At 41.9% G+C, this 23,255-nt stretch carries 27 protein-coding genes and 1 riboswitch; of the genes, 10 read left to right on the forward strand and 17 right to left on the reverse strand.

What is annotated here, in order from left to right; genetic code table 11:
* Positions 1-20 precede the first annotated feature (20 nt).
* Complete coding sequence (locus tag LCD32_RS13345) at positions 21-986, forward strand: TIGR01212 family radical SAM protein (RefSeq protein ID WP_017358356.1); 966 nt, start codon at positions 21-23, stop codon at positions 984-986.
* Complete coding sequence (locus LCD32_RS13350; protein ID WP_019743686.1) at positions 983-1,561, forward strand: tRNA (mnm(5)s(2)U34)-methyltransferase; 579 nt, start codon at positions 983-985, stop codon at positions 1,559-1,561. The genes LCD32_RS13345 and LCD32_RS13350 overlap by 4 nt, the downstream gene beginning before the upstream one ends.
* A gap of 19 nt (positions 1,562-1,580) precedes the next feature.
* Here LCD32_RS13350 and LCD32_RS13355 read toward each other — a convergent pair whose 3' ends face one another.
* The 3 genes from LCD32_RS13355 to LCD32_RS13365 all read right to left on the reverse strand — a co-directional run bounded on the left by LCD32_RS13355 (position 1,581) and on the right by LCD32_RS13365 (position 4,511).
* On the reverse strand, positions 1,581-2,357 hold the full coding sequence (locus LCD32_RS13355) for a sporulation protein (protein ID WP_035702113.1): 777 nt from the start codon (positions 2,355-2,357) through the stop codon (positions 1,581-1,583).
* A 265-nt stretch (positions 2,358-2,622) separates the two neighbouring features.
* Positions 2,623-3,702 (reverse strand): tetraprenyl-beta-curcumene synthase family protein, encoded by a 1,080-nt coding sequence (locus LCD32_RS13360; protein WP_019743684.1) that lies wholly within the window; start codon positions 3,700-3,702, stop codon positions 2,623-2,625.
* 29 nt (positions 3,703-3,731) lie between these two features.
* A complete protein-coding gene (locus tag LCD32_RS13365; protein ID WP_019743683.1) occupies positions 3,732-4,511 on the reverse strand; it encodes an alpha/beta hydrolase in 780 nt (259 codons plus the stop codon).
* Positions 4,512-4,556: 45 nt separating this feature from the next.
* Between LCD32_RS13365 and LCD32_RS13370 the strand changes: the two genes are divergently transcribed.
* Entirely contained in the window at positions 4,557-5,072 is a 516-nt protein-coding gene (locus LCD32_RS13370; protein WP_008342977.1) for a gamma carbonic anhydrase family protein, read from the forward strand.
* A 141-nt stretch (positions 5,073-5,213) separates the two neighbouring features.
* Here the strand turns inward: LCD32_RS13370 and asnB are convergent, their stop codons facing one another.
* Both asnB and metK read right to left on the reverse strand, forming a co-directional pair.
* On the reverse strand, positions 5,214-7,112 hold the full coding sequence (gene asnB / locus LCD32_RS13375; RefSeq protein WP_019743682.1) for an asparagine synthase (glutamine-hydrolyzing): 1,899 nt from the start codon (positions 7,110-7,112) through the stop codon (positions 5,214-5,216).
* 148 nt (positions 7,113-7,260) lie between these two features.
* Entirely contained in the window at positions 7,261-8,463 is a 1,203-nt protein-coding gene (gene metK, locus LCD32_RS13380) for a methionine adenosyltransferase (RefSeq protein ID WP_008342973.1), read from the reverse strand.
* 195 nt (positions 8,464-8,658) lie between these two features.
* Positions 8,659-8,793: riboswitch (SAM riboswitch) on the reverse strand.
* A gap of 226 nt (positions 8,794-9,019) precedes the next feature.
* On the opposite strand from metK, the gene pckA reads away from it, so the two are divergent.
* Complete coding sequence (gene pckA / locus LCD32_RS13385; protein ID WP_019743681.1) at positions 9,020-10,606, forward strand: phosphoenolpyruvate carboxykinase (ATP); 1,587 nt, start codon at positions 9,020-9,022, stop codon at positions 10,604-10,606.
* Positions 10,607-10,646: 40 nt separating this feature from the next.
* Here pckA and LCD32_RS13390 read toward each other — a convergent pair whose 3' ends face one another.
* From LCD32_RS13390 to LCD32_RS13415, 6 genes are read right to left on the reverse strand one after another with little or no spacing between them, the layout of a single operon-like run.
* A complete protein-coding gene (locus LCD32_RS13390; RefSeq protein ID WP_017358362.1) occupies positions 10,647-10,889 on the reverse strand; it encodes a DUF2584 domain-containing protein in 243 nt (80 codons plus the stop codon).
* Between the two features lie 39 nt (positions 10,890-10,928).
* Positions 10,929-11,723, reverse strand: a complete 795-nt coding sequence (locus LCD32_RS13395; protein ID WP_035702120.1) for an alpha/beta hydrolase family protein — start codon at positions 11,721-11,723, stop codon at positions 10,929-10,931.
* A gap of 26 nt (positions 11,724-11,749) precedes the next feature.
* Positions 11,750-13,231, reverse strand: a complete 1,482-nt coding sequence (locus LCD32_RS13400) for a phytoene desaturase family protein (protein ID WP_224563984.1) — start codon at positions 13,229-13,231, stop codon at positions 11,750-11,752.
* On the reverse strand, positions 13,228-14,355 hold the full coding sequence (locus LCD32_RS13405) for a glycosyltransferase (protein WP_224563986.1): 1,128 nt from the start codon (positions 14,353-14,355) through the stop codon (positions 13,228-13,230). The genes LCD32_RS13400 and LCD32_RS13405 overlap by 4 nt, the downstream gene beginning before the upstream one ends.
* On the reverse strand, positions 14,340-15,086 hold the full coding sequence (locus LCD32_RS13410; protein WP_224563988.1) for a lysophospholipid acyltransferase family protein: 747 nt from the start codon (positions 15,084-15,086) through the stop codon (positions 14,340-14,342). Before LCD32_RS13410 ends, LCD32_RS13405 begins: the two co-directional genes overlap by 16 nt.
* Positions 15,055-15,783, reverse strand: a complete 729-nt coding sequence (locus LCD32_RS13415; protein WP_224563990.1) for a carotenoid biosynthesis protein — start codon at positions 15,781-15,783, stop codon at positions 15,055-15,057. The genes LCD32_RS13410 and LCD32_RS13415 overlap by 32 nt, the downstream gene beginning before the upstream one ends.
* A 173-nt stretch (positions 15,784-15,956) precedes the next feature.
* Here LCD32_RS13415 and LCD32_RS13420 point away from each other — a divergent pair, with 173 nt between their 5' ends.
* From LCD32_RS13420 to LCD32_RS13430, 3 genes are read left to right on the forward strand one after another with little or no spacing between them, the layout of a single operon-like run.
* Positions 15,957-16,958: an ABC transporter substrate-binding protein gene (locus tag LCD32_RS13420; RefSeq protein WP_060781318.1), complete on the forward strand. Its 1,002-nt coding sequence runs from the start codon at positions 15,957-15,959 to the stop codon at positions 16,956-16,958.
* A 15-nt stretch (positions 16,959-16,973) separates the two neighbouring features.
* Entirely contained in the window at positions 16,974-17,744 is a 771-nt protein-coding gene (locus LCD32_RS13425) for an ABC transporter ATP-binding protein (protein ID WP_007501922.1), read from the forward strand.
* A 34-nt stretch (positions 17,745-17,778) separates the two neighbouring features.
* Entirely contained in the window at positions 17,779-18,525 is a 747-nt protein-coding gene (locus LCD32_RS13430) for an ABC transporter permease (RefSeq protein ID WP_370529235.1), read from the forward strand.
* A 30-nt stretch (positions 18,526-18,555) separates the two neighbouring features.
* Here LCD32_RS13430 and ytkD read toward each other — a convergent pair whose 3' ends face one another.
* A complete protein-coding gene (gene ytkD / locus LCD32_RS13435) occupies positions 18,556-19,032 on the reverse strand; it encodes an RNA deprotection pyrophosphohydrolase (protein WP_041093357.1) in 477 nt (158 codons plus the stop codon).
* 246 nt (positions 19,033-19,278) lie between these two features.
* On the opposite strand from ytkD, the gene LCD32_RS13440 reads away from it, so the two are divergent.
* Entirely contained in the window at positions 19,279-19,932 is a 654-nt protein-coding gene (locus LCD32_RS13440; protein ID WP_224563992.1) for a TerD family protein, read from the forward strand.
* Between the two features lie 22 nt (positions 19,933-19,954).
* Positions 19,955-20,737, forward strand: a complete 783-nt coding sequence (locus LCD32_RS13445; RefSeq protein WP_224563995.1) for an AIM24 family protein — start codon at positions 19,955-19,957, stop codon at positions 20,735-20,737.
* 29 nt (positions 20,738-20,766) lie between these two features.
* Here LCD32_RS13445 and LCD32_RS13450 read toward each other — a convergent pair whose 3' ends face one another.
* The 4 genes from LCD32_RS13450 to LCD32_RS13465 all read right to left on the reverse strand — a co-directional run bounded on the left by LCD32_RS13450 (position 20,767) and on the right by LCD32_RS13465 (position 22,434).
* A complete protein-coding gene (locus LCD32_RS13450) occupies positions 20,767-21,075 on the reverse strand; it encodes a hypothetical protein (protein WP_008342945.1) in 309 nt (102 codons plus the stop codon).
* Positions 21,076-21,118: 43 nt separating this feature from the next.
* Positions 21,119-21,523 carry a holin family protein gene (locus tag LCD32_RS13455; protein WP_224563997.1) on the reverse strand — a complete coding sequence of 135 codons (405 nt, stop codon included), beginning with the start codon at positions 21,521-21,523 and terminating at the stop codon, positions 21,119-21,121.
* Between the two features lie 157 nt (positions 21,524-21,680).
* Entirely contained in the window at positions 21,681-21,872 is a 192-nt protein-coding gene (locus LCD32_RS13460) for a hypothetical protein (protein WP_008342942.1), read from the reverse strand.
* Positions 21,873-21,996: 124 nt separating this feature from the next.
* A complete protein-coding gene (locus LCD32_RS13465) occupies positions 21,997-22,434 on the reverse strand; it encodes a Dps family protein (protein WP_025207844.1) in 438 nt (145 codons plus the stop codon).
* A gap of 131 nt (positions 22,435-22,565) precedes the next feature.
* Between LCD32_RS13465 and ytzI the strand changes: the two genes are divergently transcribed.
* Positions 22,566-22,712 (forward strand): YtzI protein, encoded by a 147-nt coding sequence (gene ytzI, locus LCD32_RS13470; protein WP_017358370.1) that lies wholly within the window; start codon positions 22,566-22,568, stop codon positions 22,710-22,712.
* A gap of 8 nt (positions 22,713-22,720) precedes the next feature.
* On the opposite strand, the gene LCD32_RS13475 is transcribed toward ytzI, so the two are convergent.
* On the reverse strand, positions 22,721-23,158 hold the full coding sequence (locus LCD32_RS13475; RefSeq protein ID WP_058213940.1) for a FixH family protein: 438 nt from the start codon (positions 23,156-23,158) through the stop codon (positions 22,721-22,723).
* Positions 23,159-23,255: the final 97 nt, after the last annotated feature.

Below are 23,255 nucleotides of genomic sequence, written 5' to 3' on the forward strand. Positions count from 1 at the left end.
TATGCAAGGAGGTTACTGACTTGGATCAGCATAACCCTTTTTTATATTCAAACAGCGAAAAACGTTATCACACATGGAATTATCATTTGCGTGAGCACTTTGGTCATAAAGTATTTAAAGTCGCATTAGACGGCGGCTTTGATTGTCCAAACCGTGATGGTACTGTCGCACATGGAGGTTGCACATTTTGCAGCGCAGCAGGATCTGGTGATTTTGCAGGGAACCGGGCGGATGATCTCATCACTCAATTTAATGAAATCAAGGACCGGATGCATACAAAATGGAAAGATGGAAAATACATGGCGTATTTCCAAGCTTACACAAACACACATGCGCCGCTGCCTGTTTTAAAAGAAAAATACGAAACCGTTATGAATCTGGATGGAGTGGTTGGTTTATCGATTGCCACAAGACCTGATTGTCTGCCAGATGACGTGGTGGAATATTTAGCTGAGTTAAACGAACGGACGTATCTATGGGTTGAACTTGGTCTACAAACTGTACATGAGCGGACAGCGATGCTCATCAACCGTGCTCATGATTATGAATGCTACGTAGAAGGTGTAGAAAAACTGCGAAAACATGGCATTCGAGTCTGTTCACATATCATCAACGGTCTTCCTCTTGAAAACCGAGATATGATGATGGAAACAGCAAAAGCTGTCGCTGATTTAGATGTGCAAGGAATTAAAATTCATCTACTTCACCTGTTAAAAGGAACACCGATGGTGAAGCAATATGAGAAAGGCAAACTAGAATTTCTCAGCCAAGAGGAATATGTTCAGCTTGTCTGTGACCAGCTGGAGATCCTGCCGCCAGAAATGATTATTCATCGTATTACAGGCGATGGTCCCATTGAATTAATGGTAGGCCCAATGTGGAGTGTGAATAAATGGGAAGTGCTCAATGCCATAAATGCTGAGCTTGAAAGACGTAACAGCTACCAAGGCAAACGCTTCGTCAGATTGGAAGAAGCGGCAAAATGATTTTAAAACGGATGCTCCCTTTTAGTAAAGAGCTGTTAGAACGTGCTTGTCAAAAAGGCGATATTGTCATTGATGCAACGATGGGAAATGGCCATGATACACGCTATTTAGCTGACCTTGTCGGGAAGGATGGACAAGTTTTCGCATTCGATGTACAGAAGGAAGCCATCGAGCAAACAAGCAAAAGACTTGGTGAGCACTACCCTTACGTTCACCTTATCCATGACGGACATGAACAACTTGCTGAGCATCTGCCAGCCGAAGCTTATGGTCACATATCTGGTGCAGTGTTCAATCTTGGGTACTTACCAGGAGGCGATAAAACCGTCACAACTCAGGCCCATACAACCATTGAAGCGATCAAACAGCTCATTGATTGGCTTAAGCCTGGAGGTCTGATCGTTCTTGTGATTTACCACGGTCATCCCGAAGGAAAAAAAGAGAAGGACATCCTTCTTGATTATTGCAAAACACTCCATCACGAAGAAGTACAGGTGATCTCTTATCAATACATGAATATTCAAAACGATCCGCCCTTCGTGGTAGCCATCGAAAAAAAACTCAAATCCTCTTAATGGATTTGAGTTTTTTTATTTAATAAGCGTATTGGTCAATGATTTCTTCAAGTACTACTTCCAGCTCTTCTACATCTGCAAGCTCTGATTGAGTAAAGCGGACACGTACAAGCTGTTCTCCGTCATTATACATTTCTTCCAGCCAGCCACGCAGCCCTCTTGCTCTACGGTCGACTTCAAAAATGATATCTAGCCCCTCTTCATCAATGAAGAAAATCACCTCTAACTCATCAAGCATTTGACGATAATAGTCGGAAGTCGGTATGAACTCAAATTCTTGAACAAAGGGAAGGCGGCGCCTAAAATAAGGTGCTTCTTCGCAGTCTGCTTCATGAAGGTGAAAGCCTAAGTTTCCAACAGCTTCAAGCACACGATTCACCCAAGGGTGTGCGTTTACAAAAATGCGGTCATGATCAAATTTATCAATACCACCTTGAATATCAAGGTCTGTCACAACAGCCACCTCTACTTTACCTACAGTCATTGGTGTATCAAGAGGAAGGTGAAACGAGAATGTAAACTGCTGAGCTTCCCCAGGCTGAATCGTGAATGATTCAGTCACTCGGACAGAATGGATGGTTGTGTGTTTTCGTTGCTCTTCATCATCTTTTACAATGGTGTACCATGTTTTCAACTTTAAATCAATATAGCGAATATCTTGAGGCACTTTTCCGCCCTTCACATGGACTGTTCCCTTTACTTCTTCTCCCGGTTCATACGCATCTTTCTCCAAAATTGTATCCACTTTTGCTGCACCGATTCCTACACTTGCTGCAAACTTTTTAAAAAATGACATATTCGACCTTCCCCTTTTTTAAGTTTTTCAACAAATATACGTCATAAGGAGTAGATACGATTCATTCGATCCATACTTTTCTCCTATTTTTCGTACACTAAGAATATTATCGGCAGCAAATAAGAGGATTGTAATGAAAAAAGAGGATACGTCTGATCATGGTTCGCCTTAAAAAGTGTACATCGCCCAAGCAAAACCGTTCAAAACAAAAAAGCTTGTAGAAAACCATTGTGTTTTCTACAAGCTGATGAGCTTACTTTATCCTTTATGAAGATTTCATCCAAGGCATTTTCTGATAGGTGCGATAGGCTCTGCCATTGATATAGAAAAAGAACGATGTTTTCCCGCTTGATTTGATCAACCGCTTTGCCAGCTTGTTCATCTCTTTTTGGGCTGTCACTTTTTCATCAGACAAATAGACCGCAAGTAACCCTCTATTGATTAGTTTGTGAAAATTCTCGTGTGGAATGCCTTTCAGCTGTTCATCCGCTTTTTCAATAAAATGCTGTAGTCTATCCATCATCTCATGATGAGAGTTGTAGTACGAGCAAAAATTCAAATCGCCTTCCAGCCTGTCCTCTTCTTGGTCGATTAAATAGTCCAGTAAGATGTGCAGACCTTGAATATAAGGGAAATAGCTTTCGTAAATTTGCTTCGCCTGCTTCTCTGTAAAATCAGGCTGCAGTGCATAAGCCACAAGACAGAAAATGCCCAGCGTTGATCCTGCACATGCGGAAAACTCATACCACTCCATCTTCGGTAAATCCTTTTCATACTGGCGGAACCATGACTCTAATCGAGGTTCACGCTCATGAGGAACCACATGCTTATGTACTTGTAAATCACTATAATAATCACACAGCGTATGTAAATAGGGCTGAATGATCGGATAATGCGCTAGACGTGATAACACATTTTGGCATGTCCTAACAAGCGCATGCAGATATCCATGATCCTCTTGATCATCACGGAATTGATAGTACGGCTTAAGCTCCGCATGAATATCGAGTGCATCTCTCATCGCTTGATGCAGCATATGAAAATCCTTTGGATCAAGTGATGTACTGCGGTCACACAAGTTATCTAAGTAATCGCTAATCGTTTGGTACGCCACAATGAATTCAATACACGTTTCCTTCGCTTCACCTGCAAGAAGAGATAAAATTCCCCCGCCTTCACAGTGAAAGGTTTTACTGGATATGCTCGCTAGTGCCTGCGTTCTCAGTTCTTCATTTTCAATCATTTCTGCATGAGCCCGCCACTTTTTTAGCTCCTGATGAACTAGCGGAAAAATATCTTTATACACCTTCGTCATCAGTGCAAAAGGACGTTCTGGTACTGACAAATCAATCCACCCCCAACTTAAGCTCACAATCAAATATATTGATCAGTAAAGGCTCTTGCCGCCTTAAACACATCTTCTCGCTCGGGCTCATTAAAAATTTCATGATAAAGCCCTTCCCATTCACGGTATGATTTATTGGTTGATTCAATGCCATTGAACCATTTCATCACTCTTGTTTTATCTACAATCTTGTCATCGCCTGCCTGCATGAGCAGGAGCGGAATCGACCGAAAGACATTCGTAGGCTGCATCGCCGCATCGATATTTTTGACCAGTTCTCGATACCAGCGAACCGACACCTTCGTCACATAAAGAGAATCATTCGAATCCGCCTCAATCACATCTTGATTCCGTGTGGCAAGTTCGATCGACAGCCCGGATTCGACTTTAAAAGACGGCGCCAGCACATTTAGCCCTTTTGACGCAAAATCCATCAGCTTCTTCGGTTTAAATTGCAGACCTAAACAAGGTGATGATAAAATAAGGCCATCAATCTTCGTATGGGTATACTGCTTGAACCATTCAATCGAAATCAGTCCCCCCATACTATGTCCAAGTAAAAATGTCGGAAGTCTGAACGACTTCGCATGTTCAATCCATTCATCCACTGTATCAATGTATTCTTGAAAAGAACGAATGTGGCCTCTCGCACGTGTCGATGTCCCTTGCCCAGGCAGGTCACCCATGACGACGTGATAGCCTGCATTTCGCCACATTTCGATCAGCCATTTATATCGGCCATGATATTCACTAGCACCATGTACAATGACAATTGTACCAACCGGTCTTTCAGCATGCCAAGTCCACAAAGTAAACACCTCACAAATGTTGTATTAAGAAAGGAAGTCGAAAAAGTGATTTATCCATATCATCAGTTTACACCTGAGATTCATGAATCGGTCTTTGTTGCAGAAAACGCCACCATTACAGGTGATGTCACAATAGGAGAATATTCAAGCGTTTGGTTCCAAACGGTCATTAGAGGCGATGTAGCTCCTGTCAGAATTGGAAAAAACGTCAACATTCAAGACTTATCCTGTCTGCATCAAAGTCCTGGAAAAACACTTCTTATTGAAGATGGTGCTACCATTGGACACCAAGTCACATTACATAGCTCTATCATTCGAAAAAATGCCCTCATTGGCATGGGTTCCATCATTCTCGATGGTGCGGAAATTGGCGAAGGAGCCTTTATTGGTGCAGGTAGCCTTGTCCCGCAAGGAAAAGTCATCCCAAAAGGTTCACTCGCTTTTGGCCGTCCAGCCAAAGTCGTTCGCCAGTTAACAGATGAAGATATCCAAGACATGGATCGTATCCGCAGAGAATATGTAGAAAAAGGACAATACTATCGTTCCCTTTTATCGCGTTAACATCATACATGTATCTTCACTTTATCATGTTTTTTTCAGGATATTAAGCAATAACTGTGTACCGCTTGTTATTTTACCCTTTTCCACCACTTTCTATCATGACAAAAAAGGTTTTCAGCACAAAGCTGAAAACCTTTTTCATTAGCTAAAAATAACTTCTTTCGGCTGGTGATTCAACTGCTCTGGATCAATGCTGCGCTCTACATAGATGCTATGCCAGATCATAAAGATCAGGACAGTCCAAATCTTACGGCTATGATCTGCTTTTCCAGCACAATGATCATTTAATAAATCAAGCACATATGCCTTGTTAATGTATTCATCTGTTTGACTGCTTTTAATGATATCTTTCGCCCAAGCGTTCATCTCATTTTTCAGCCAATGACGAATTGGAACAGGGAAACCTAGTTTTTTACGGTTTAACACATGGTCCGGCACAATGCCTTCTGCTGCTTTACGCAATAAATATTTCGTTGTGCCGTCTTTCGTTTTCAGCTCTTCTGGAATTTTAGAGGCTGCTTCAAATACGACCTTATCAAGGAATGGAACACGAAGCTCAAGAGAATTCGCCATTGTCATCTTATCTGCTTTCAGCAAGATATCCCCGCGCATCCACGTATGGATATCAACATATTGCATTTTGTTAATATCACTGTAGCCTGCACTTTCCTCGAAGTATGTTTTCGTCACGTCACGATACGTGATGTTCGGATCATACTGCTTTAAGAGGTTTTTCTTCACTGGCTCTTCAAAGATTTTTGCATTGCCGATATAACGTTCCTCTAATGGCGTACAGCCTCGAACGATAAAGCTCTTCCCTTTCATTCCTTCTGGCATTAAACGAGCCAGACGAAGAAGAAGCTTTTTCAGCATGGATGGTACAGATTCAAAAGGCTTTAGAGACAGCGGCTCACGGTAAATATTATATCCACCGAACAGCTCGTCTGCTCCCTCACCTGAAAGAACAACTGTGACTTGTTTTTTCGCTTCTTTTGCCACGAAATACAATGGAATCGCCGCTGGATCAGCCAAAGGATCATCTAAATGCCAGACGATCTTTGGAAGCTCATTCATATATTCCTCAGGAGAAATCACAGCACTAAAGTTTTGCAATCCCAGCTTATCAGCTGTTTCTTTTGCTACATCCACCTCACTGAATCCATCCTGCTGGAAACCAACAGAGAATGTCTTCAGTTCAGGGTGAAATTCCTTTGCGACCGACACGATGAAAGAAGAATCGATCCCGCCTGATAGGAATGAACCAACAGGCACATCACTTCTCATGTGGACTTTTACAGAATCATAGATAGCATCACGTACTTCTTCTACTAATTTCTGCTCTTGTGTTTGCTCAGGTTTGAATTGAACTTTCCAGTAAGTCTTAAATGCAATGTCTTGGCCTGGACGCAGTGTAAACTGATGACCTGGCTCAACTTTGTGCACTTTTTGATCAAGTGTATTTGGCTCAGGAACGAACTGAAAAGACATGTACTGCTGCAAAGCAGCCTCATCAAATAAAATATTCTCATTCACAGCCATTAAGCTTTTGCGTTCAGAAGCAAAGTACACTTGGTCATCCATTTGTGTAAAATAGAGCGGTTTAATGCCGAAAGGATCTCTTGCGCCATATAATAACTGCGCTTCTTTATCCCAAATTAAAAATGCAAACATCCCGCGAAGCTTCGATGCCGCTTCTTCTTTATAGTGGCGATATGTGGCAAGAAGGACTTCCGTATCAGAATCTGTGCTGAACGTATAGCCTTTTTTCACAAGCTCTTCTTTCAGCTCCACATAGTTATAAATTTCTCCGTTGAAAATAATCCAATATTTTTCATCTTCATAAGAAAGCGGCTGCTTTCCGTGTTCAACATCTATAATACTTAAACGTCTAAATCCAAATCCTACATGCTCATCATGAAAGTACCCCTCATCATCCGGACCTCGATGAACGATGAGACGATTCATTTGCTTAATTAACTCTTCCTGCTCAGTAGTTTCGGACAATGGACGGTGATTAAATACACCAACAAACCCACACATATTATTGCCTCCACGTTATGTTATTTCTTAAAAGTAGACCTATAATTAGACCGTATTTTGTCCAATTTTGTTTCACATTTTTACGCTTTTTGTAGAATTTTTTTTAATCAAAAGGAAAACCGCTTAAAATAAGCGGTTTTGTATGTTGTTATTCTCCTAATGCTTCCTTGCGAAGCGTGTCGGCTTTATCCGTTTTTTCCCATGGAAGATCCAAGTCATGACGGCCAAAATGTCCGTATGCAGCGGTTTGTTTATAGATCGGACGACGTAAGTCAAGCATTTTAATAATGCCAGCTGGACGAAGATCAAAGTTTGCACGTACCACTTCAATTAATTTCTCTTCAGAGGCTTTTCCTGTTCCAAATGTATCAATTGAAATGGAGACAGGCTGTGCAACACCAATTGCATAAGCAAGCTGCACTTCACATGAATCTGCAAGACCAGCTGCTACGATGTTTTTCGCTACATAGCGAGCCGCATATGCTGCAGAACGGTCAACCTTCGTTGCATCCTTACCAGAGAAAGCACCGCCACCGTGACGAGCATACCCGCCATAAGTGTCAACGATGATTTTACGTCCAGTTAAACCAGCATCCCCTTGAGGTCCACCGATAACAAAGCGGCCTGTTGGGTTGATGAAGTATTTTGTTTCTTCATCGATCAGTTCACTTGGAACGACAGGGCGGATGACATGCTCTTTTAAGTCGCTTTGAATTTGTTCAAGCGTCACTTCTGGTGCATGCTGTGTAGAAATAACCACCGTATCAATACGAACTGGCTTGTTTTGTTCATCATATTCAACTGTTACTTGAGTTTTTCCGTCTGGACGAAGGTATGCAAGTGTTTCATTCTTGCGTACTTCTGTTAAACGGCGAGATAATTTATGTGCTAGAGAGATCGGCAGTGGCATAAGCTCTTCAGTTTCGTTATTTGCAAAACCAAACATCAGACCTTGGTCACCTGCACCGATCGCATCAATTTCTTCTTCAGTCATTGTTCCTTCACGTGCTTCAAGCGCTTTGTCTACACCTTGCGCAATATCAGCAGACTGTTCATCAATTGATGTAAGAACCGCACATGTTTCCGCATCAAAACCATATTTCGCACGTGTGTAGCCAATTTCCTTAATCGTGTCACGCACCGTCTTTGGAATGTCGACATAAGTAGACGTTGTAATCTCACCGCTTACTAATACGAGACCGGTTGTTACAGAAGTTTCACAGGCAACACGTGCATTTGGATCTTTCTTTAAAATTTCATCCAAAATGCTGTCTGAAATTTGATCACAGATTTTATCTGGATGTCCTTCGGTCACTGATTCTGAAGTAAATAAACGACGATTTTGACTCATAATGGCTATTTCCTCCTGTACAAGACCACATCATCCCAAGATGAGGCCTCCAATATGATACGGAACTCGTTCCCTCTTATATTTCAACATGTTTATATTAGAGATGTTATTGGCAATTTGTTCATATGATATCCCAAAAATAAAAAAACCATTTCCTTCATTACGAGGAAAGGGTCTGAGATCGCATGCCTTTCACTCTTATCGCTCAAGGTGTTCTTGTACCTTGCATCAGGTTAGCACCTTGGTTTCTCAGCATGTTCATGCCTTTTTCATAAGAAACCGGTTGCTGGGCTTCATCGGGCCTGTCCCTCCACCAACTCGGGATAAGAGTATCCGTTCAATAAGATATCTTATCTTAAACCCTTGCGTCATGTCAATGGTTCATAGGAATTATCTCCCCTTTTTTTCACCTCATCATTAGCATCACCAAAAAGCATATTTTCATAGCAGAAATGAAAAAACACACACAAAAATGTTTAAATAGTATAGACTATTATTATCAATGTGTTATACTAATCAAAACAAACAAATTCAACGGTAAAGGAAGGGTTTTTTTATGAACTCAGTGGATTTAAAAGAAGATTTGCAGTCATTGCTCTCATTAGAAAATACGCACCAAAATTTATCTGTTCCGAAACTTGTTGAAAAGATTTTGGCACGTAATGAAGGCGTTTTAACTTCAACTGGTGCTGTCCGCGCCACAACGGGTGCCTACACTGGACGTTCGCCTAAAGATAAATTCATCGTAAAAGAAGAAAACTCTGAACATAAAATTGATTGGGGTCAAGTCAATCAGCCGATCTCGAAAGAGGCATTTGATCGTTTATATACAAAGGTTGTGTCATACTTAAAAGAACGTGATGAACTATTTGTCTTTGATGGTTTTGCCGGTGCTGACGAAAAATACCGTATGCCCATTACAGTTGTAAATGAATTCGCTTGGCACAATCTTTTTGCAAAGCAGCTATTCATCAGACCTGATGGATCAACACCATCATCAAACGAAAAACCTTTTACCATCTTATCTGCACCTCACTTTAAAGCAGATCCTGAAACAGATGGCACAAACTCTGAAACGTTTATTATCGTTTCTTTTGAAAAACGGACGATTCTGATCGGTGGAACAGAATATGCAGGAGAGATGAAAAAATCCATTTTCTCTGTTATGAACTACCTGCTTCCTGAACAAGATATTTTATCAATGCACTGCTCTGCTAACGTCGGTCAAGAAGGCGATGTTGCTTTATTTTTCGGCCTTTCAGGTACTGGAAAAACGACGCTTTCTGCAAGTGCAAGCCGCAAGCTGATTGGAGACGATGAGCACGGCTGGTCTAACACAGGTGTCTTCAATATTGAAGGCGGATGCTATGCAAAATGCGTGAACTTAAGTGAAGAAAAAGAACCCCAAATTTACAAAGCCATCAGCTTCGGATCAGTGCTTGAAAATGTAGTACTTGATGAAGAAACACGTGAAGCAGATTATGATGACACATTCTTTACTGAAAATACACGTGCGGCTTACCCAATCGAAATGATTGATAACATCGTGAAACCAAGTATTGCAGGTCACCCATCTGCCATCGTCTTTTTAACAGCTGATGCATTCGGCGTTTTACCTCCAATCAGCCGTTTAACGAAAGAACAGGCGATGTACCACTTCTTGAGTGGTTACACAAGTAAACTAGCTGGAACTGAGCGTGGCGTGACGTCACCAGAAACAACGTTCTCTACTTGCTTTGGTTCACCATTCTTGCCACTTCCTGCTCATGTCTATGCTGAAATGCTTGGTAAAAAAATCGATGAGCACGGCGCAAAAGTATTCCTTGTGAATACAGGCTGGACTGGCGGCGGCTACGGTACGGGCAAACGAATGAATCTTGCTCATACAAGAGCAATGGTGCAGGCAGCGATCGAAGGTGATCTTGATAACGCTGAAATGATCACTGACGACATCTTCGGATTACACATCCCGCTTCATATTCCAGGAGTGCCAGATGAAGTGCTTCAGCCTGCTAAAACATGGGACGATCAAGAGGCTTACAAAGAAAAAGCACACTTCCTTGCAAATGAATTTAAAAAGAACTTCAAAAAATTCAGCCATGCAGCAAGTGATATTGAAGCAAAAGGCGGACCACTCGTCTAATCAAAAGGAAAAAGCTGAGGGAATGAATCCCTCAGCTTTTTTAGTTCGTTGAATGCAATGACACAAGACGATACGTCACCTTCGTGATATTGTCTGTGAGCTCCAGCTTTTCAACATGTGCTGTTCCTGTTTTTTCTCCGTCTTTCGTTTTACGCACCTCAAGCGGAATATTTAATGGATAAATGCGGTACCCTTCCTTCATGAGCTCAAACACATTTTCTTCAATTCTTGTCTCTTTTCCTTTTGTGACAATCATTGTATTAAATTCAACAGGCATTCCCATAATGAAAATCCCCCTACTTTCTATATTTCTTTCTACCGTTTATTTTACCACATTTCCGCCTTTTCGGCTGTGCATCCATGTCGTCAGCCGTCTGACAATCTCCCGGTTATGCTGTGGCGGGAAATAATGATGATATCCGTGAAAATACCATGTTTCCACAGACTTGCCATGCTGACGCAGTGCATCTTCTAATAAATACGCATGCTCAATGGATACATTCTCATCCAGCTCCCCATGAATGATTAAGACAGGTGCTTCAATTTGGTGCACATCATTTAAAGGCGTTCTAGCCTCATATGCTTCTGGTACCTTATGCGGAGGACCTCCTATCACACGCTTCATCATTCTTCTCATATCCACACGTTCTTGATAGGTGAGCTTCATATCACTTACGCCTCCCCATGTCACAAAGGAAGCGGCCTCATGCTTCATTTCAACAGCGGTCCATATGCCCATAATTCCGCCACGGGAAAAACCAAAGATATGAATGCGCTCCTGCTTCACCTTTTGATGATGTTTCAACAGCTGAAATGCAGCAAATGCATCTTTCCGGTCTTCTCCGGCAAAATCCTCGTTCCCTTCGCCTCCTTGATTCCCTCGGTAGAAGGGCGCAAAGACGACAAACCCTTGCGCAGCAAATTGCACAATTCGGCCAGGTCTAACCATTCCCACATTTTTAATGCCGCCGCGTAAATATAAAAAACCGTCATAGAGACCTTCTCCGGCCGGTTCAGCGAGCAGCCCCTTCATTCGAAGTCCATCGGCCTCATATGTCACTGTATATAAGTGAATATGCGGATGTGGCGACGGGAACCTTCTCTTTTCCACAATCACTTGAATTCTCTCCTTTTCATTCGGTGTTACGTTAAATGCTTGATAATGGCCTCTGCGACGAGCTGTCCTGATTTTGTCACCATCGGAGTGCCGCCGCCTGGATGACTTGTGCCACCAACAAACCAAAGTCCTTCAATATCCTTTGATTGATTATTGATGCGAAAAAATGCCTGCTTGAATGAGTTTGACGACATGCCATAAATGGCCCCATGATACGCTCCCGTTTTTTGCTGCAAATCAAGCGGGGTTTGTACCGCTTCAAATTCTACAAGCTGGTCAAGATCAAAGAGACCCTTTTCCTTTAGTTTTGTTTTCATATGCTGACCATATGTCTCCTTTAGCATGTCCCAATTTTGCTCTTTTGTCACATATGGCGCATTGGCTAATACAAACAAGTTACTTCTTCCTGGTCCTCCGCTTAAAGCTGGCTCTGAATGACCTGAATAACAGATGTAAAGCGTCGGATCATGAGGAAGCTGTTTTTTCTGAAAAATATCCTTGAATTCTTGTTCATAATTCTCTGGAAAAAACACGTTGTGATGAGACAGTTGTTCATAGACTTTAGGGACGCCCAACAAAAGAACAAAACCTGATAACGATGGCTCAATGTTTGCCAGTTTTTGATTTCCAAAACTCGGGCGGTCTTCTTCATCAATTAATTGGCGATAAACAGTCAGTGCATCTGCCCCCACAATGACTTGATCTGCCTCATATAACTGTTGATCCGTTTCAACTCCTTGGATTCGCTTATTCTTTACATGAATCTTTTTGGCTGATTCATTGAGATGAATTTGGACACCCAATTCCTTTGCCAGTGTCTCAAATGCCTCAACTAAACGATACGTACCGCCCTTAATACCATAAATGCCTTTTTCTCCTTCTAAATAAGCCATCATATTAAAAATAGCAGGTGCCTCGTATGGCGAAGAGCCAATGTAAGTCGCATACCGGCCAAACATCGCCAATGTATGAGGATGACGAAAATATTGACGTAGCAAGCGCTGAACGGATGTAAAAGGTTTGACTGCAAGAAGGGCTTTCATTAACTTGATATCCGCTTTATCCTTCCAGCTCAATAATAAACGATTTAAAAACTGATCCTCTGCCATTTGAAAAAGCTTCTTCGATTCCTGTAAAAATGCCCGGTATCGCTTTGCATCCTCTGGACTAAAAACTGCAATTTGTGATTCCATTTGCTCAATATCTGGCGTAAACTCGACCGTATGTCCATCTGAAAAAACGTTTTTAGTAAGCGGAAAAATCGGATAAAACGTCACATAATCCTCCATTCGTCTATGACAGGAGGTAAATACTTCCTCAAAATACGCCTTCATTGTAATGGTACTCGGCCCTAAATCAAAAGAGTAGCCAGACGCTTGATGGCGTTGTAATTTCCCGCCTAAAGAAGCTTCTTTTTCTAAAATGGTGACCTGGAAACCGCGTGACTGTAAGCGAATCGCAGCCGATAACCCGCCAAGTCCGCCGCCAATAATGATCACTTTTTTCATTCGTACCTTCTTCCTTTCCATTCATAGCCTTCTTTTTTCAGCCCAATTTTCATAGAAGCAAAACCAATGGCCATCAGGCTTATAATACTGACCGGCAATAAAAAGGCCATCGTAGACGTTCTTCCATTTTCGATATCAATGACCGCTTTAATGGATACACCCAGCCCGTAGCAGAGAAGGGCTAAACAGAGATTGACCACATCAAAATGAATCAGTGCGATCATAAAGCAAATAACAGGAACTACATAAAGGACGGAGTATAAACAAAAGACACTGCTTAACAAAGCAATGTTTCGATTCACTCCCGGGAACAAATTTTTCCGATATCCTTCCCATACTTCCTGTCTACTCTCATACATTCTCATGTAGACAAAAGAATGAATACTTGCCAGTGTGAACGGAAAGCCCTTCGCTTTCACTCGTTTAGCCAAAGCCATATCATCCACAAGAGAATCCTTGATCGCTTCATGACCACCTATTTCGTGATAACAGTTCTTTTCAATGGCAATAAAACCGCCATGTGCTGCGGCAAAAGCAGGATGTTGAGATGTTCTGACCCACTTCACTGGCAGATGACAGCCAATCGTAAACATCATCATAGGAACGACAAGATGCTCAAAAGGCGTTCCCGTTTTTTGCTCTGGGAAACCTGAAAGCATGCCCGTTTTTTGTATGCATAACTGCTTGTACACCGCTTCAATAGCACCTTGTTTTAAGCGGACATCTGCATCTAAAAATAACAGCCAATCAGAAGATGCTGCCTCAGCAAGCTGGGAACAAGCATATGATTTTCCAAGCCAGCCGCGCTTCAATACTTGACCTGACTGCACACGAATCCATGGATATGTCTCTGCGAAGCCCTCTGCAATCATTCTCGTCTGATCTGTCGAGTGATCATCCAGCACGATCAGCTCTTTCGGATGGAGACGCTGATCAACAATCGACTGAAGGCAGGCTTCCAGCCGTTTTTCTTCATTTCTCGCTGGAATGAGGATCGATAATGAAATGGGTTCATCAGGTGAAAGAGATGCCGGCTTGAGTACAGGAAATTGCTTCATATTCCAAATCGCAAACATCAATTGGCAGAGCAGCAAAACGCTGATGACAATTAAGAAGACCGCCATGTTTTCACCCACTTTTTAAAGGAATCAAACGCATCACTAGTTGACCGGCTTGTCCTTGTCACCTGCCTAAATTGTTCGTTTGTTGAAAAATCTGGATCAGCAATAACCTGTGCTTGATGTGCGTTTAACTGTGTTTCAAGCAGGTCTCCGAGTAAACTTGTTACTTCCTTACTGCGAAGTGATCCGCCAGCTACTAGGACATCTTCTCCAAACTCAACCGATACCGTCGGTTTTTGAAATTGATTAAATGTATAATGCAGCGTCACAGGTTTGATGACGACCTGCTCAAATTGCCTGACTAAAAAAGAAGCTCCGCCTTCCAGTTCAAGCGGCCGTGTGTCTTGGTGCATAATTTTCCCCTGCGGGAAGAGCCACACAGCCCCGCCAGCCTCCATCTTCTCCTTTGCAGTCATTAATGCCTGCTTGACACTTTTCAGCTTCTCTTTATGAACTGGAAATGCACCAAGTTTTTGAAAAAAAGCATATTGCTTCAACTGCTTCTCTTCCATCATCATGGCATGATCCAGCTCAGACATTTGTTCTATTAAAAGAAAAATGATCAGTCCATCCCACCATGAACTGTGATTAGCAAGATAAAGAACAGGATGCTTCTCCTTTGGGTCAACCGTACCTTTCATCATGACACAGCGAAAATGTTTGTTCAGTAAATATCGTTTAAGATAAAAATAAAAGAGTCGTCTAAACGATCGGTTTTTGTCGCTTTCTTTCAAATCGAACCCTTCCTTCACACAAGATGACAATGATCAGTGCTAAATAAAAAATGACATCCAGCCCGCCCTTTAATGCTAAAAGACCAAAGAAGAACACCATGGCCTGATAAATACGCCCATTCCAGCGCAATGCCTGCTGATCAATGGAGACGAGCGGGAACAGAAATGAAAGTCCTGCTCCAATGATACCCCAGCTGACAAAATTCTCAAAAGGGATACCAAAGAAACCTCCGCCGTCATACCACACCCAAAACTTTCGTTCAGCCGCTACCGGATCTAATATGAGATCAAGCAGCACAATCCATATACCCGTTTCGACGGCTCGCTTCCACTTCGATTGTTGTCTTGATAAAAAAAGACTATTTAAAAACACACCAACCCATGCAAAAGCGATCGTCAAAGGCACTCCCGCCACAAGAAATCCAAGCGTCGGATAATAATCATAAGCCCCAAATGGAAAATCAGTTGTGATCCCCACCCATTCAACCGTAAACGTCAACACACCCACAATGGCTGCTCTTACGATCACAAAGCTCCATGTCCCGTAAATATTTCGGCCAATCTCAATGACGCAGCAGGCGTAAAGCACAAGAAAGATACCATTCGCAAACTGAAGCCATGCCGGCACTTCAAAAAAGACCATTAAAATAAGACCTACTACATACCAACCAACAAATACCCAACTCAATCTATACACGAAACCGCTCCTTTATTTCTTCCAAATACAAGAAAGCATTCATGCTTCTAGTATAGAAAAAAAGACACGTTCTATAAATAAACAATGCGCTTCTTATTTCATCTAGGCACTCACCAAAAATCCCTTTTGACATACTTTAATTAGTGATCTAGAACAAAGGAGGCGAATTACTCTTGAATCGTTCCATTAAAGTCAGACTGGCATTCATATTCGTTGTCCTGCTCTTTATTCCATTTGTCGCCTGTAAAAAAGACCAAGAGCAGACCGTACAAGTAGCCGAGGTGACCCATTCGGTCTTTTATGCACCGCTTTATGTCGCCCTATCCGAAGGATTTTTCAAAGATGAAGGCTTAGAGGTTGAATTAAAGACCACTTGGGGCGGCGATAAAACAATGACAACTCTCTTATCCGGCGGCGCTGATATCGCTCTGACCGGATCTGAATCTTCTATTTATGTGGAAGCACAAGACACGAAAGACTCTGTCATGAACTTTGCACAGCTGACACAAACAGACGGTACATTTCTTGTTTCAAGGGAAAAAATCAATCAATTCTCTTGGGATCAATTGAAAGGAAAGGACTTTCTCGGTCAACGAAAAGGCGGCATGCCGCAAATGGTCGGTGAATATGTCCTGAAAAAAGAAGGCATTGATTTGAAACAGGATCTTCGCATGATTCAAAATATTGATTTTGCCAACATTTCAGGTGCTTTTTCCTCTGGAACTGGCGATTTTGTGCAGTTATTCGAACCGACAGCTTCCTTAATTGAAAAAGAAGGCAAAGGGTACATTACCGCCTCCTTTGGTGAGGCTTCCGGCAAGGTGCCTTATACCACCTTTATGGCAAAGAAGAGTTACTTAGAGGAAAACAAAGAGACAGCTGAAGCCTTTACTCGTGCCATTTACAAAGCGCAAAAATGGGTCAAAGCAAAGAGCCCAGAGGAGATTGCCGAGACAATCCAATCTCAATTTCCTGATACAGACCTTGATGTCTTATCAACAGCTATCAAACGCTACAAACAGCAGAACTCCTATGCAACAGATCCCCTTCTAAATGAAGAGGAATGGAACAAATTACAGGAAATCATGAAGGCAAGTGGTGAACTACCGGAATTTATCCCGTACAAACAACTTGTCGATTCATCCATTGCAAGGAAGGTCACAGATCACAAATAGAACAGGAGGTAGCACATGTCTTTCCTTCAAATTGACCATGTGACCCACACGTACTTCTCTTTAAAAGAAAAAACAACGGCCATCAAGCACATCAATATGGAGATCACTCAAGGTGAATTCATCTCATTTATTGGTCCTAGCGGATGCGGGAAAACAACCTTGCTTTCCATCATCGCAGGCATTACGCCACCCTCTGAAGGTCGAATTTTAATCGAAGGAAAAGAACCGAATCAACAGGAGCATCAAATCGGTTATATGCTCCAGCAAGATTATTTGTTCCCATGGAAAACGATCAAGGAAAATGTCATTCTCGGGTTGAAAATTGCAAAACAAGATTCACATGAAGCCACCTCAGCTGCCCTTAGCTTACTGCCAAAGCTTGGACTCAATGATGTCGAAGAAAAATACCCGAAAGAGCTGTCAGGTGGGATGAGGCAGCGTGCGGCTCTCGCCCGAACGCTTGCAGTTGATCCCGGCCTGCTTCTGCTAGATGAGCCATTTTCAGCACTAGATTACCAGACGAAACTGACATTAGAAGACCTCGTCTTTCACACATTAAAAAACTACCAAAAAACGGCTGTTCTTGTCACGCATGACATCGGCGAAGCCATTGCGATGAGTGATCGCATTTTCTTATTCTCAAAGCATCCCGGCTCTATCCAGCGAATGTTTACGGTTCCAGATGATCTGAGGACGCTCTCTCCTTTTGAAGCGAGACAGACAGCAAGTTTCCAAGAGCTCTTTCAAACGATTTGGAAGGAGCTGAAGACAGTTGAAACACAGTGACCTTTTACATGAAGCCTATCGAAAAAAAGTTCGAATGGAAAAACGCATGACGCGAGTCTACCAGTTGATCATTTTCGCCAGTTTCTTTTCGCTTTGGGAGCTTGCGAGCCATTTCAGACTGATTGACCCGCTCATTTTCAGTTCACCATCTGCCGTCTGCCAATTGTTTGTACAAAAATTATCAGATGGTTCATTAATCAATCATATGAGCATTACGCTATTTGAAACAGTGCTCGGCTTTCTACTTGGTACTTTTTGCGGCATTTTATTAGCCGCCGCCTTATGGTGGTCCACCCGTCTTGCAAATGTTCTTGATCCTTATTTGGTTATTTTAAATGCGATGCCGAAAGTTGCTCTCGCCCCCATTTTAATTGTTGCCCTTGGACCAGGCATGATCAGCATTGTCGCGATGGGTGCCATTATCAGTGTGATCATTACCACCATCGTCATTTATACAGCCTTTCAAGAAGTCGATGAGAATTATTTAAAGGTCATGAAAACCTTTGGCGCGAAAAAAAGAACGGTCTTCCGTGAGGTCATTTTGCCAGCAAGTATTCCAACGATGATCTCTGCCATTAAGGTCAATGTTGGTCTTTCTTGGGTTGGGGTCATTGTGGGGGAATTCCTTGTTTCCTCAAAAGGACTCGGCTATATGATCATCTATGGCTTTCAAGTCTTCAACTTTACACTCGTGTTCTTAAGTCTTTTCATTATCGCCGTCTTCGCCACCATCATGTATCAGCTTGTTGAATGGCTGGAACGCCGTTTTCTGCAAAAATAAAAAGCGCAGGGTCATTTCCCTACGCTTTTTTTAACGAATCAAACCGTTCTTTTCTAAATAAGCCATACTTTTCCTTAAGACATCATCTTTCATAATAAAACTGAAATTTTTATTTTTTGCGATGGATCTTGGTAAGTCTGCGAAAAGAACGGGTCCTTTCGTTTCAAAATACGTGTCCTGCTTGACGAGCCTTTCAATATCGGCGAAATAAATATTTTTGACAATGACTTTCTCTCTGCCAAGCACCTGATATTGACCAATATACGTTAATTCACGAACAACAGCACCCGTCTCTTCGTGAATCTCTCGTATAGCGGCTTGATCTGCTTCTTCATTTGGCTCTACTTTCCCTCCTGGAAACTCGTAGCCTCGATCCTCATGTTCTGTAAGTAGCCATTTTCCTTGATAGCGGCAAATAGCCCAAACATGCTTAGGATGACTTGAAAAAGGCTGCTCTTCAAAAGAGAGCTTGACCGTATTATGATAATAGTCTTTAAATACATGCATGTGAAATCCCTCATATCCTGTCCTTGCTTCTTGTAAAACATCATACCACAGATCACATTTCTCTGAAGAATTTTTATGAAAAGTGAAACAAACGAGTACTTCTATCTCGTCTGTATGTAAAATAAGTATTCTTGCTAAAACCTTTTTATCATCTCCATCCTCATCCCATTTTAATCATGAAACCTTTTGCCCATGATGACGTAAATCAATAAGTGTTTGTCCTACACAGACGAGGAGGAAACCAGCATGAGCATCACAAATGGATCAAAACAAGAAAATAACAAAGCATGGCCAATGAGGCAACATGAGAAAGAAGACGCTTCTCTTGAGGCAGTGAAGAAACACCTCATGAAAGGACAAAAGTTAGATTTAACAAAAGACAATCCAAATATAGATCAAATTCATATCGGACTTGGCTGGGACTTATCTGGTCAGCCAATTGATTTAGATACGCAAGTGTTTCTCTTAAATGAAGAGGACAAGCTTCTGTCTCCAAAACACCTGATCTATTATCATCAGCAGCAAAGCTTAGATGGAGCTGTTCGCCATCTAGGTGATCATCAGGTCGGCGGAGGCCATCGGGATAATGAGATCATCATTATGCAGCTGAGCAGAGTCTCACCCGATATTCAGAAAATCGTCGTAACTGCCACGATACATGATGCACACGAGCGGGCACATCATTTCGGACAGGTGACCAATGCCTACTTGCGCCTTTCAGATCAAATCACACAACAGGAGATTTGTACCTTTCAGTTAACAGAAGATTATTCATTTTGTACATCCATCATTTGTGCTGAACTAACGAGAGTTGAGAACGAATGGAAAATCACCGCTATCGGACAAGGTACGACCCTTGATTTAAACGACCTATGCCGCATCTACGGATTCACATCTTGACAAAGGAAAGGAGCTGGCACAAATGGGATTTCATTTCAACACGATCGAAGAACTGACCTTACAAGCAGAAGGCAACGGGATCTTTTTTGCCAAAAAAGGCGCTATGATTGCCGATCAAGGTACATTTCAATACCGTAAACGATTACTTGGGACGAATAAAGGAAATGTGGTCAGCCAAGTATTTAATCATATTAGCAGAAAATTAACAGGTGAAAACCTTGAGATGATGGAAGTGAGTGGACAAGGCACTTGCTACTTGGCTGATTCTAGCGAGCATGTGACCGTCATCAATCTTGAGCCGAACGGTCCTTGGCAACATGTTAGCGTGGAAAGTGAAGATTTACTTGCCTTTACTGAAGAATGTCACTATGGCGTGACACCAGTAGGCGTTGGGATCTTATCACAGAAAGGGCTATTTACTTCAAAGCTCTCGTATCAAGGTCACGGGGCGCAGGTTGCCATCAAAACAAATGGAAACCCGCTGATTTTAAAAGCACCTTGCCGTGTAGATCCTGACGCTATTGTCGCTTGGACGGGCAAAGCACCGAAAGTCAAATTAGATGTGAACTGGAAAACGTTCATTGGACAAACATCGGGCGAATCCTACTTGTTTGAATTTCATGAACAGGACCAAATTGTGATTATCCAGCCATCTGAACGAACATCTGGAATGCGGGTCGGGATAGATGATAACCGGTACAAACCCCAGAGTCAGAGTACCTCACACGAAATCACCAACTCACAGCAGGAAAATAGAGGCGGAATCAGTGATCTGATCGGCGGCATCTTTCAGCCTCGAAAATAAAAGCATGTAGAATGTCTCTACATGCTTTTTCAATTCATCAGTCCATTGGTCTCAATAAAGTTCTTTGTCTCTTCGTTACCGAGATCATGAATCATCGAGTAAATCTCTTTTCTTTTCCTATCCATTTCGTCATTTGGACTATCATAATGATATTCAAGAAATGGAACATGCGCCCGAAAGAAACCTTTCCAATCTGTCATATACTGTTCATCAAAATACTCTCTTAACTGCAAGATTTGGTCATCATCTGCTTCTATCTGAAATTGCCAAGCAGCCGCATCTCTGTGCTGTGAGATCGATCCGTCTTGAACGGATACATAGTATGTGTGTCTCGCCATCTGATTCATCCTTTTTCCTTTAGTATGACCAGATATGAAGAAATTACGGCTTTTTGCGCAATTTATTTTTCATCATGTCTAACACATCAATAAACAACTGTGGAATGGGAATTCCGAGAGCTTTGGCTGTTGAGACAATCTGGTACGATTCATAAATAATATAAAAGATGAGCGCTAAATCCTTAATTGTCCCCCCAGTCTTCAGCATGACATCGAAGAAGTGTGCCATGGATATTAAAGAAATCGTCACAACCTTTCGAACAAGCCGGGTCAAAAAACGCTTCATCGTAAGTTGTCCAGTCACAGATTCTCTTAGGCTTGAACAAATTAATTCAATAGCCATTAGTGTCACTAATATCATGAGTAAATATCCTGCTCCACCAAACAGAAAGCCCATTGCCGACAAACTGACTGTAAACAACGAAAAGATGCCTAAATCCTTGCTCACTTGGCATCAACATCCTTTCATAGTGGAACTTCTTACCTCAATAGTATATGCCGCATTTGATGAATAGCTTGGACGACAAAAAATAAAGGCATGGTTAGCTGTTCAAAAAATTCGTGAAGCGCATAAAAAGAGCCGCCTGTGACGGCGGCTTTCTTGGTTAAACTCTGACATCAATAAACGTAGCGTCTGAATCTTTGGGCTGAACAGCTTGAGGCTGCTGCTGCACTTGATCGAGCATCACCATAGCTTGGGCTGTGTTCGTGGCAAGCTGTGAATTCAATAAACTGATATTGAGTGTTTTTTGAATACTCGCCACTTGCTGACTCATCATTCCTGCAATTGAGGACATCTTCTCCCCTCCCTTCCCTTTTCTCTTCGGCTAAAAGCCCCATCAATTCAATGGGCTGTCTGTCACAAATCCACAAAAAAAGAATGCCGATCTGTTTGATGATCGACATTCCTTTCACATTCGCTTATCCTAAGTATGCTTTGAGCATCCAGTTGTGTTTTTCAATGGATTGATGAATCGCAAGCAGCATATCACCTGTTGTTTCATCGCCAACTTCTGCAGCCAGCTCCATGCCTTGCTTAAGTTCTTCTGCAATATTAGAGAAATCATCATACAGATTTTTCACCATTTGCTCGGCTGATTCATTGCCTTCCGCTTCTTGAATGCTAGAAATTTCTAAGCACTCTTTCATTGTCGCAACAGGTTGTCCATTTAATGCGAGCATACGTTCAGCCAAATCATCGATATAAGTGGCTGTTTCTGTATATAATTCCTCGAATTTTTCATGGAGTGTAAAGAAGTCTTTTCCCTTTACATACCAGTGATAGTTATGTAATTTTACGTAAAGCACAGTCCAATCTGCTACTTGTTTATTGACGACGTTTAATAATTTTTCAGACATGTTGATTCCTCCTTATGTAGTTGCGTTTAGTATGGGATTACCCTTTTTTTATTATACTGAAACCTGCCATCATTTTCTTCTATTTTGACCGCATGAAATATATGTTAATATGGAAATAAGGAGGGAGTTAGATGCTGTTACTTGGGATTATCAGCTTTATCATTATCTCAATCGTTGTCTTTTTATCACTGTGGACGACATCAAAGGCTTATGATTACAAGCATAAAGTCGATTCACCACAGGATGCTGAACCAAACCAACGTCCTAACCCAAAATAAAACCGCTTTCAATGATGTGAGGTATCTTCTTCTTCAGTAGATGAACTCTCTTTTTTCACATCACCTACATGGATGTTTGTCTTCGGCATATTATGCTGCTGTTTAGCTGTCACATGGACTTGTATGATATAAAGGCCATCTTTTTTGAAGGCTGTATGCAATTCATATACACCTTTCTCCTTTTTCTTTGGCTGAATCATCTTGCTGTTATCCTTGTCGCCATCTTTCCACACTTCAAATTCAACATCATCTGCATCATCAACAGGCGTATCACCATATGTGACAGCTGCTTTTACGATAACGTTTTCATTTTTCTCCACTTGCTCCGGCCCTGTTAGTTTGACTTCTAATAACTCAGGCACTTCTCCCTTGTCATTGCTCGCTGCCGAGTTTCCACATGCACTAAGTAATGCGAGCATCAAAATGATTCCTACCATTTTCCGCATTCGTGTATCCCCCTTTTTTACTGACATGTCCATTTTAACAAATATCCCCTATTTTAACAGCTCCCGTTTCATTTCATGTAAAAAACCGGACATTCAA

It is taken from the genome of Bacillus sp. RSS_NA_20, from assembly GCF_020165915.1.
GTDB lineage: Bacteria > Bacillota > Bacilli > Bacillales > Bacillaceae > Bacillus > Bacillus altitudinis.

Bases quoted from the DNA above. Each gene is read 5' to 3' on its own strand.
- LCD32_RS13350 (WP_019743686.1), top strand. From the start codon at position 983: ATGATTTTAAAACGGATGCTCCCTTTTAGTAAAGAGCTGTTAGAACGT.
- LCD32_RS13355 (WP_035702113.1), bottom strand. From the start codon at position 2,357: ATGTCATTTTTTAAAAAGTTTGCAGCAAGTGTAGGAATCGGTGCAGCA.
- asnB (WP_019743682.1), bottom strand. From the start codon at position 7,112: ATGTGTGGGTTTGTTGGTGTATTTAATCACCGTCCATTGTCCGAAACT.
- metK (WP_008342973.1), bottom strand. From the start codon at position 8,463: ATGAGTCAAAATCGTCGTTTATTTACTTCAGAATCAGTGACCGAAGGA.
- pckA (WP_019743681.1), top strand. From the start codon at position 9,020: ATGAACTCAGTGGATTTAAAAGAAGATTTGCAGTCATTGCTCTCATTA.
- LCD32_RS13390 (WP_017358362.1), bottom strand. From the start codon at position 10,889: ATGGGAATGCCTGTTGAATTTAATACAATGATTGTCACAAAAGGAAAA.
- LCD32_RS13400 (WP_224563984.1), bottom strand. From the start codon at position 13,231: ATGAAAAAAGTGATCATTATTGGCGGCGGACTTGGCGGGTTATCGGCT.
- LCD32_RS13405 (WP_224563986.1), bottom strand. From the start codon at position 14,355: ATGGCGGTCTTCTTAATTGTCATCAGCGTTTTGCTGCTCTGCCAATTG.
- LCD32_RS13425 (WP_007501922.1), top strand. From the start codon at position 16,974: ATGTCTTTCCTTCAAATTGACCATGTGACCCACACGTACTTCTCTTTA.
- LCD32_RS13430 (WP_370529235.1), top strand. From the start codon at position 17,779: ATGGAAAAACGCATGACGCGAGTCTACCAGTTGATCATTTTCGCCAGT.
- ytkD (WP_041093357.1), bottom strand. From the start codon at position 19,032: ATGCATGTATTTAAAGACTATTATCATAATACGGTCAAGCTCTCTTTT.
- LCD32_RS13440 (WP_224563992.1), top strand. From the start codon at position 19,279: ATGAGCATCACAAATGGATCAAAACAAGAAAATAACAAAGCATGGCCA.
- LCD32_RS13445 (WP_224563995.1), top strand. From the start codon at position 19,955: ATGGGATTTCATTTCAACACGATCGAAGAACTGACCTTACAAGCAGAA.
- LCD32_RS13450 (WP_008342945.1), bottom strand. From the start codon at position 21,075: ATGGCGAGACACACATACTATGTATCCGTTCAAGACGGATCGATCTCA.
- LCD32_RS13460 (WP_008342942.1), bottom strand. From the start codon at position 21,872: ATGTCCTCAATTGCAGGAATGATGAGTCAGCAAGTGGCGAGTATTCAA.
- LCD32_RS13465 (WP_025207844.1), bottom strand. From the start codon at position 22,434: ATGTCTGAAAAATTATTAAACGTCGTCAATAAACAAGTAGCAGATTGG.
- ytzI (WP_017358370.1), top strand. From the start codon at position 22,566: ATGCTGTTACTTGGGATTATCAGCTTTATCATTATCTCAATCGTTGTC.
- LCD32_RS13475 (WP_058213940.1), bottom strand. From the start codon at position 23,158: ATGCGGAAAATGGTAGGAATCATTTTGATGCTCGCATTACTTAGTGCA.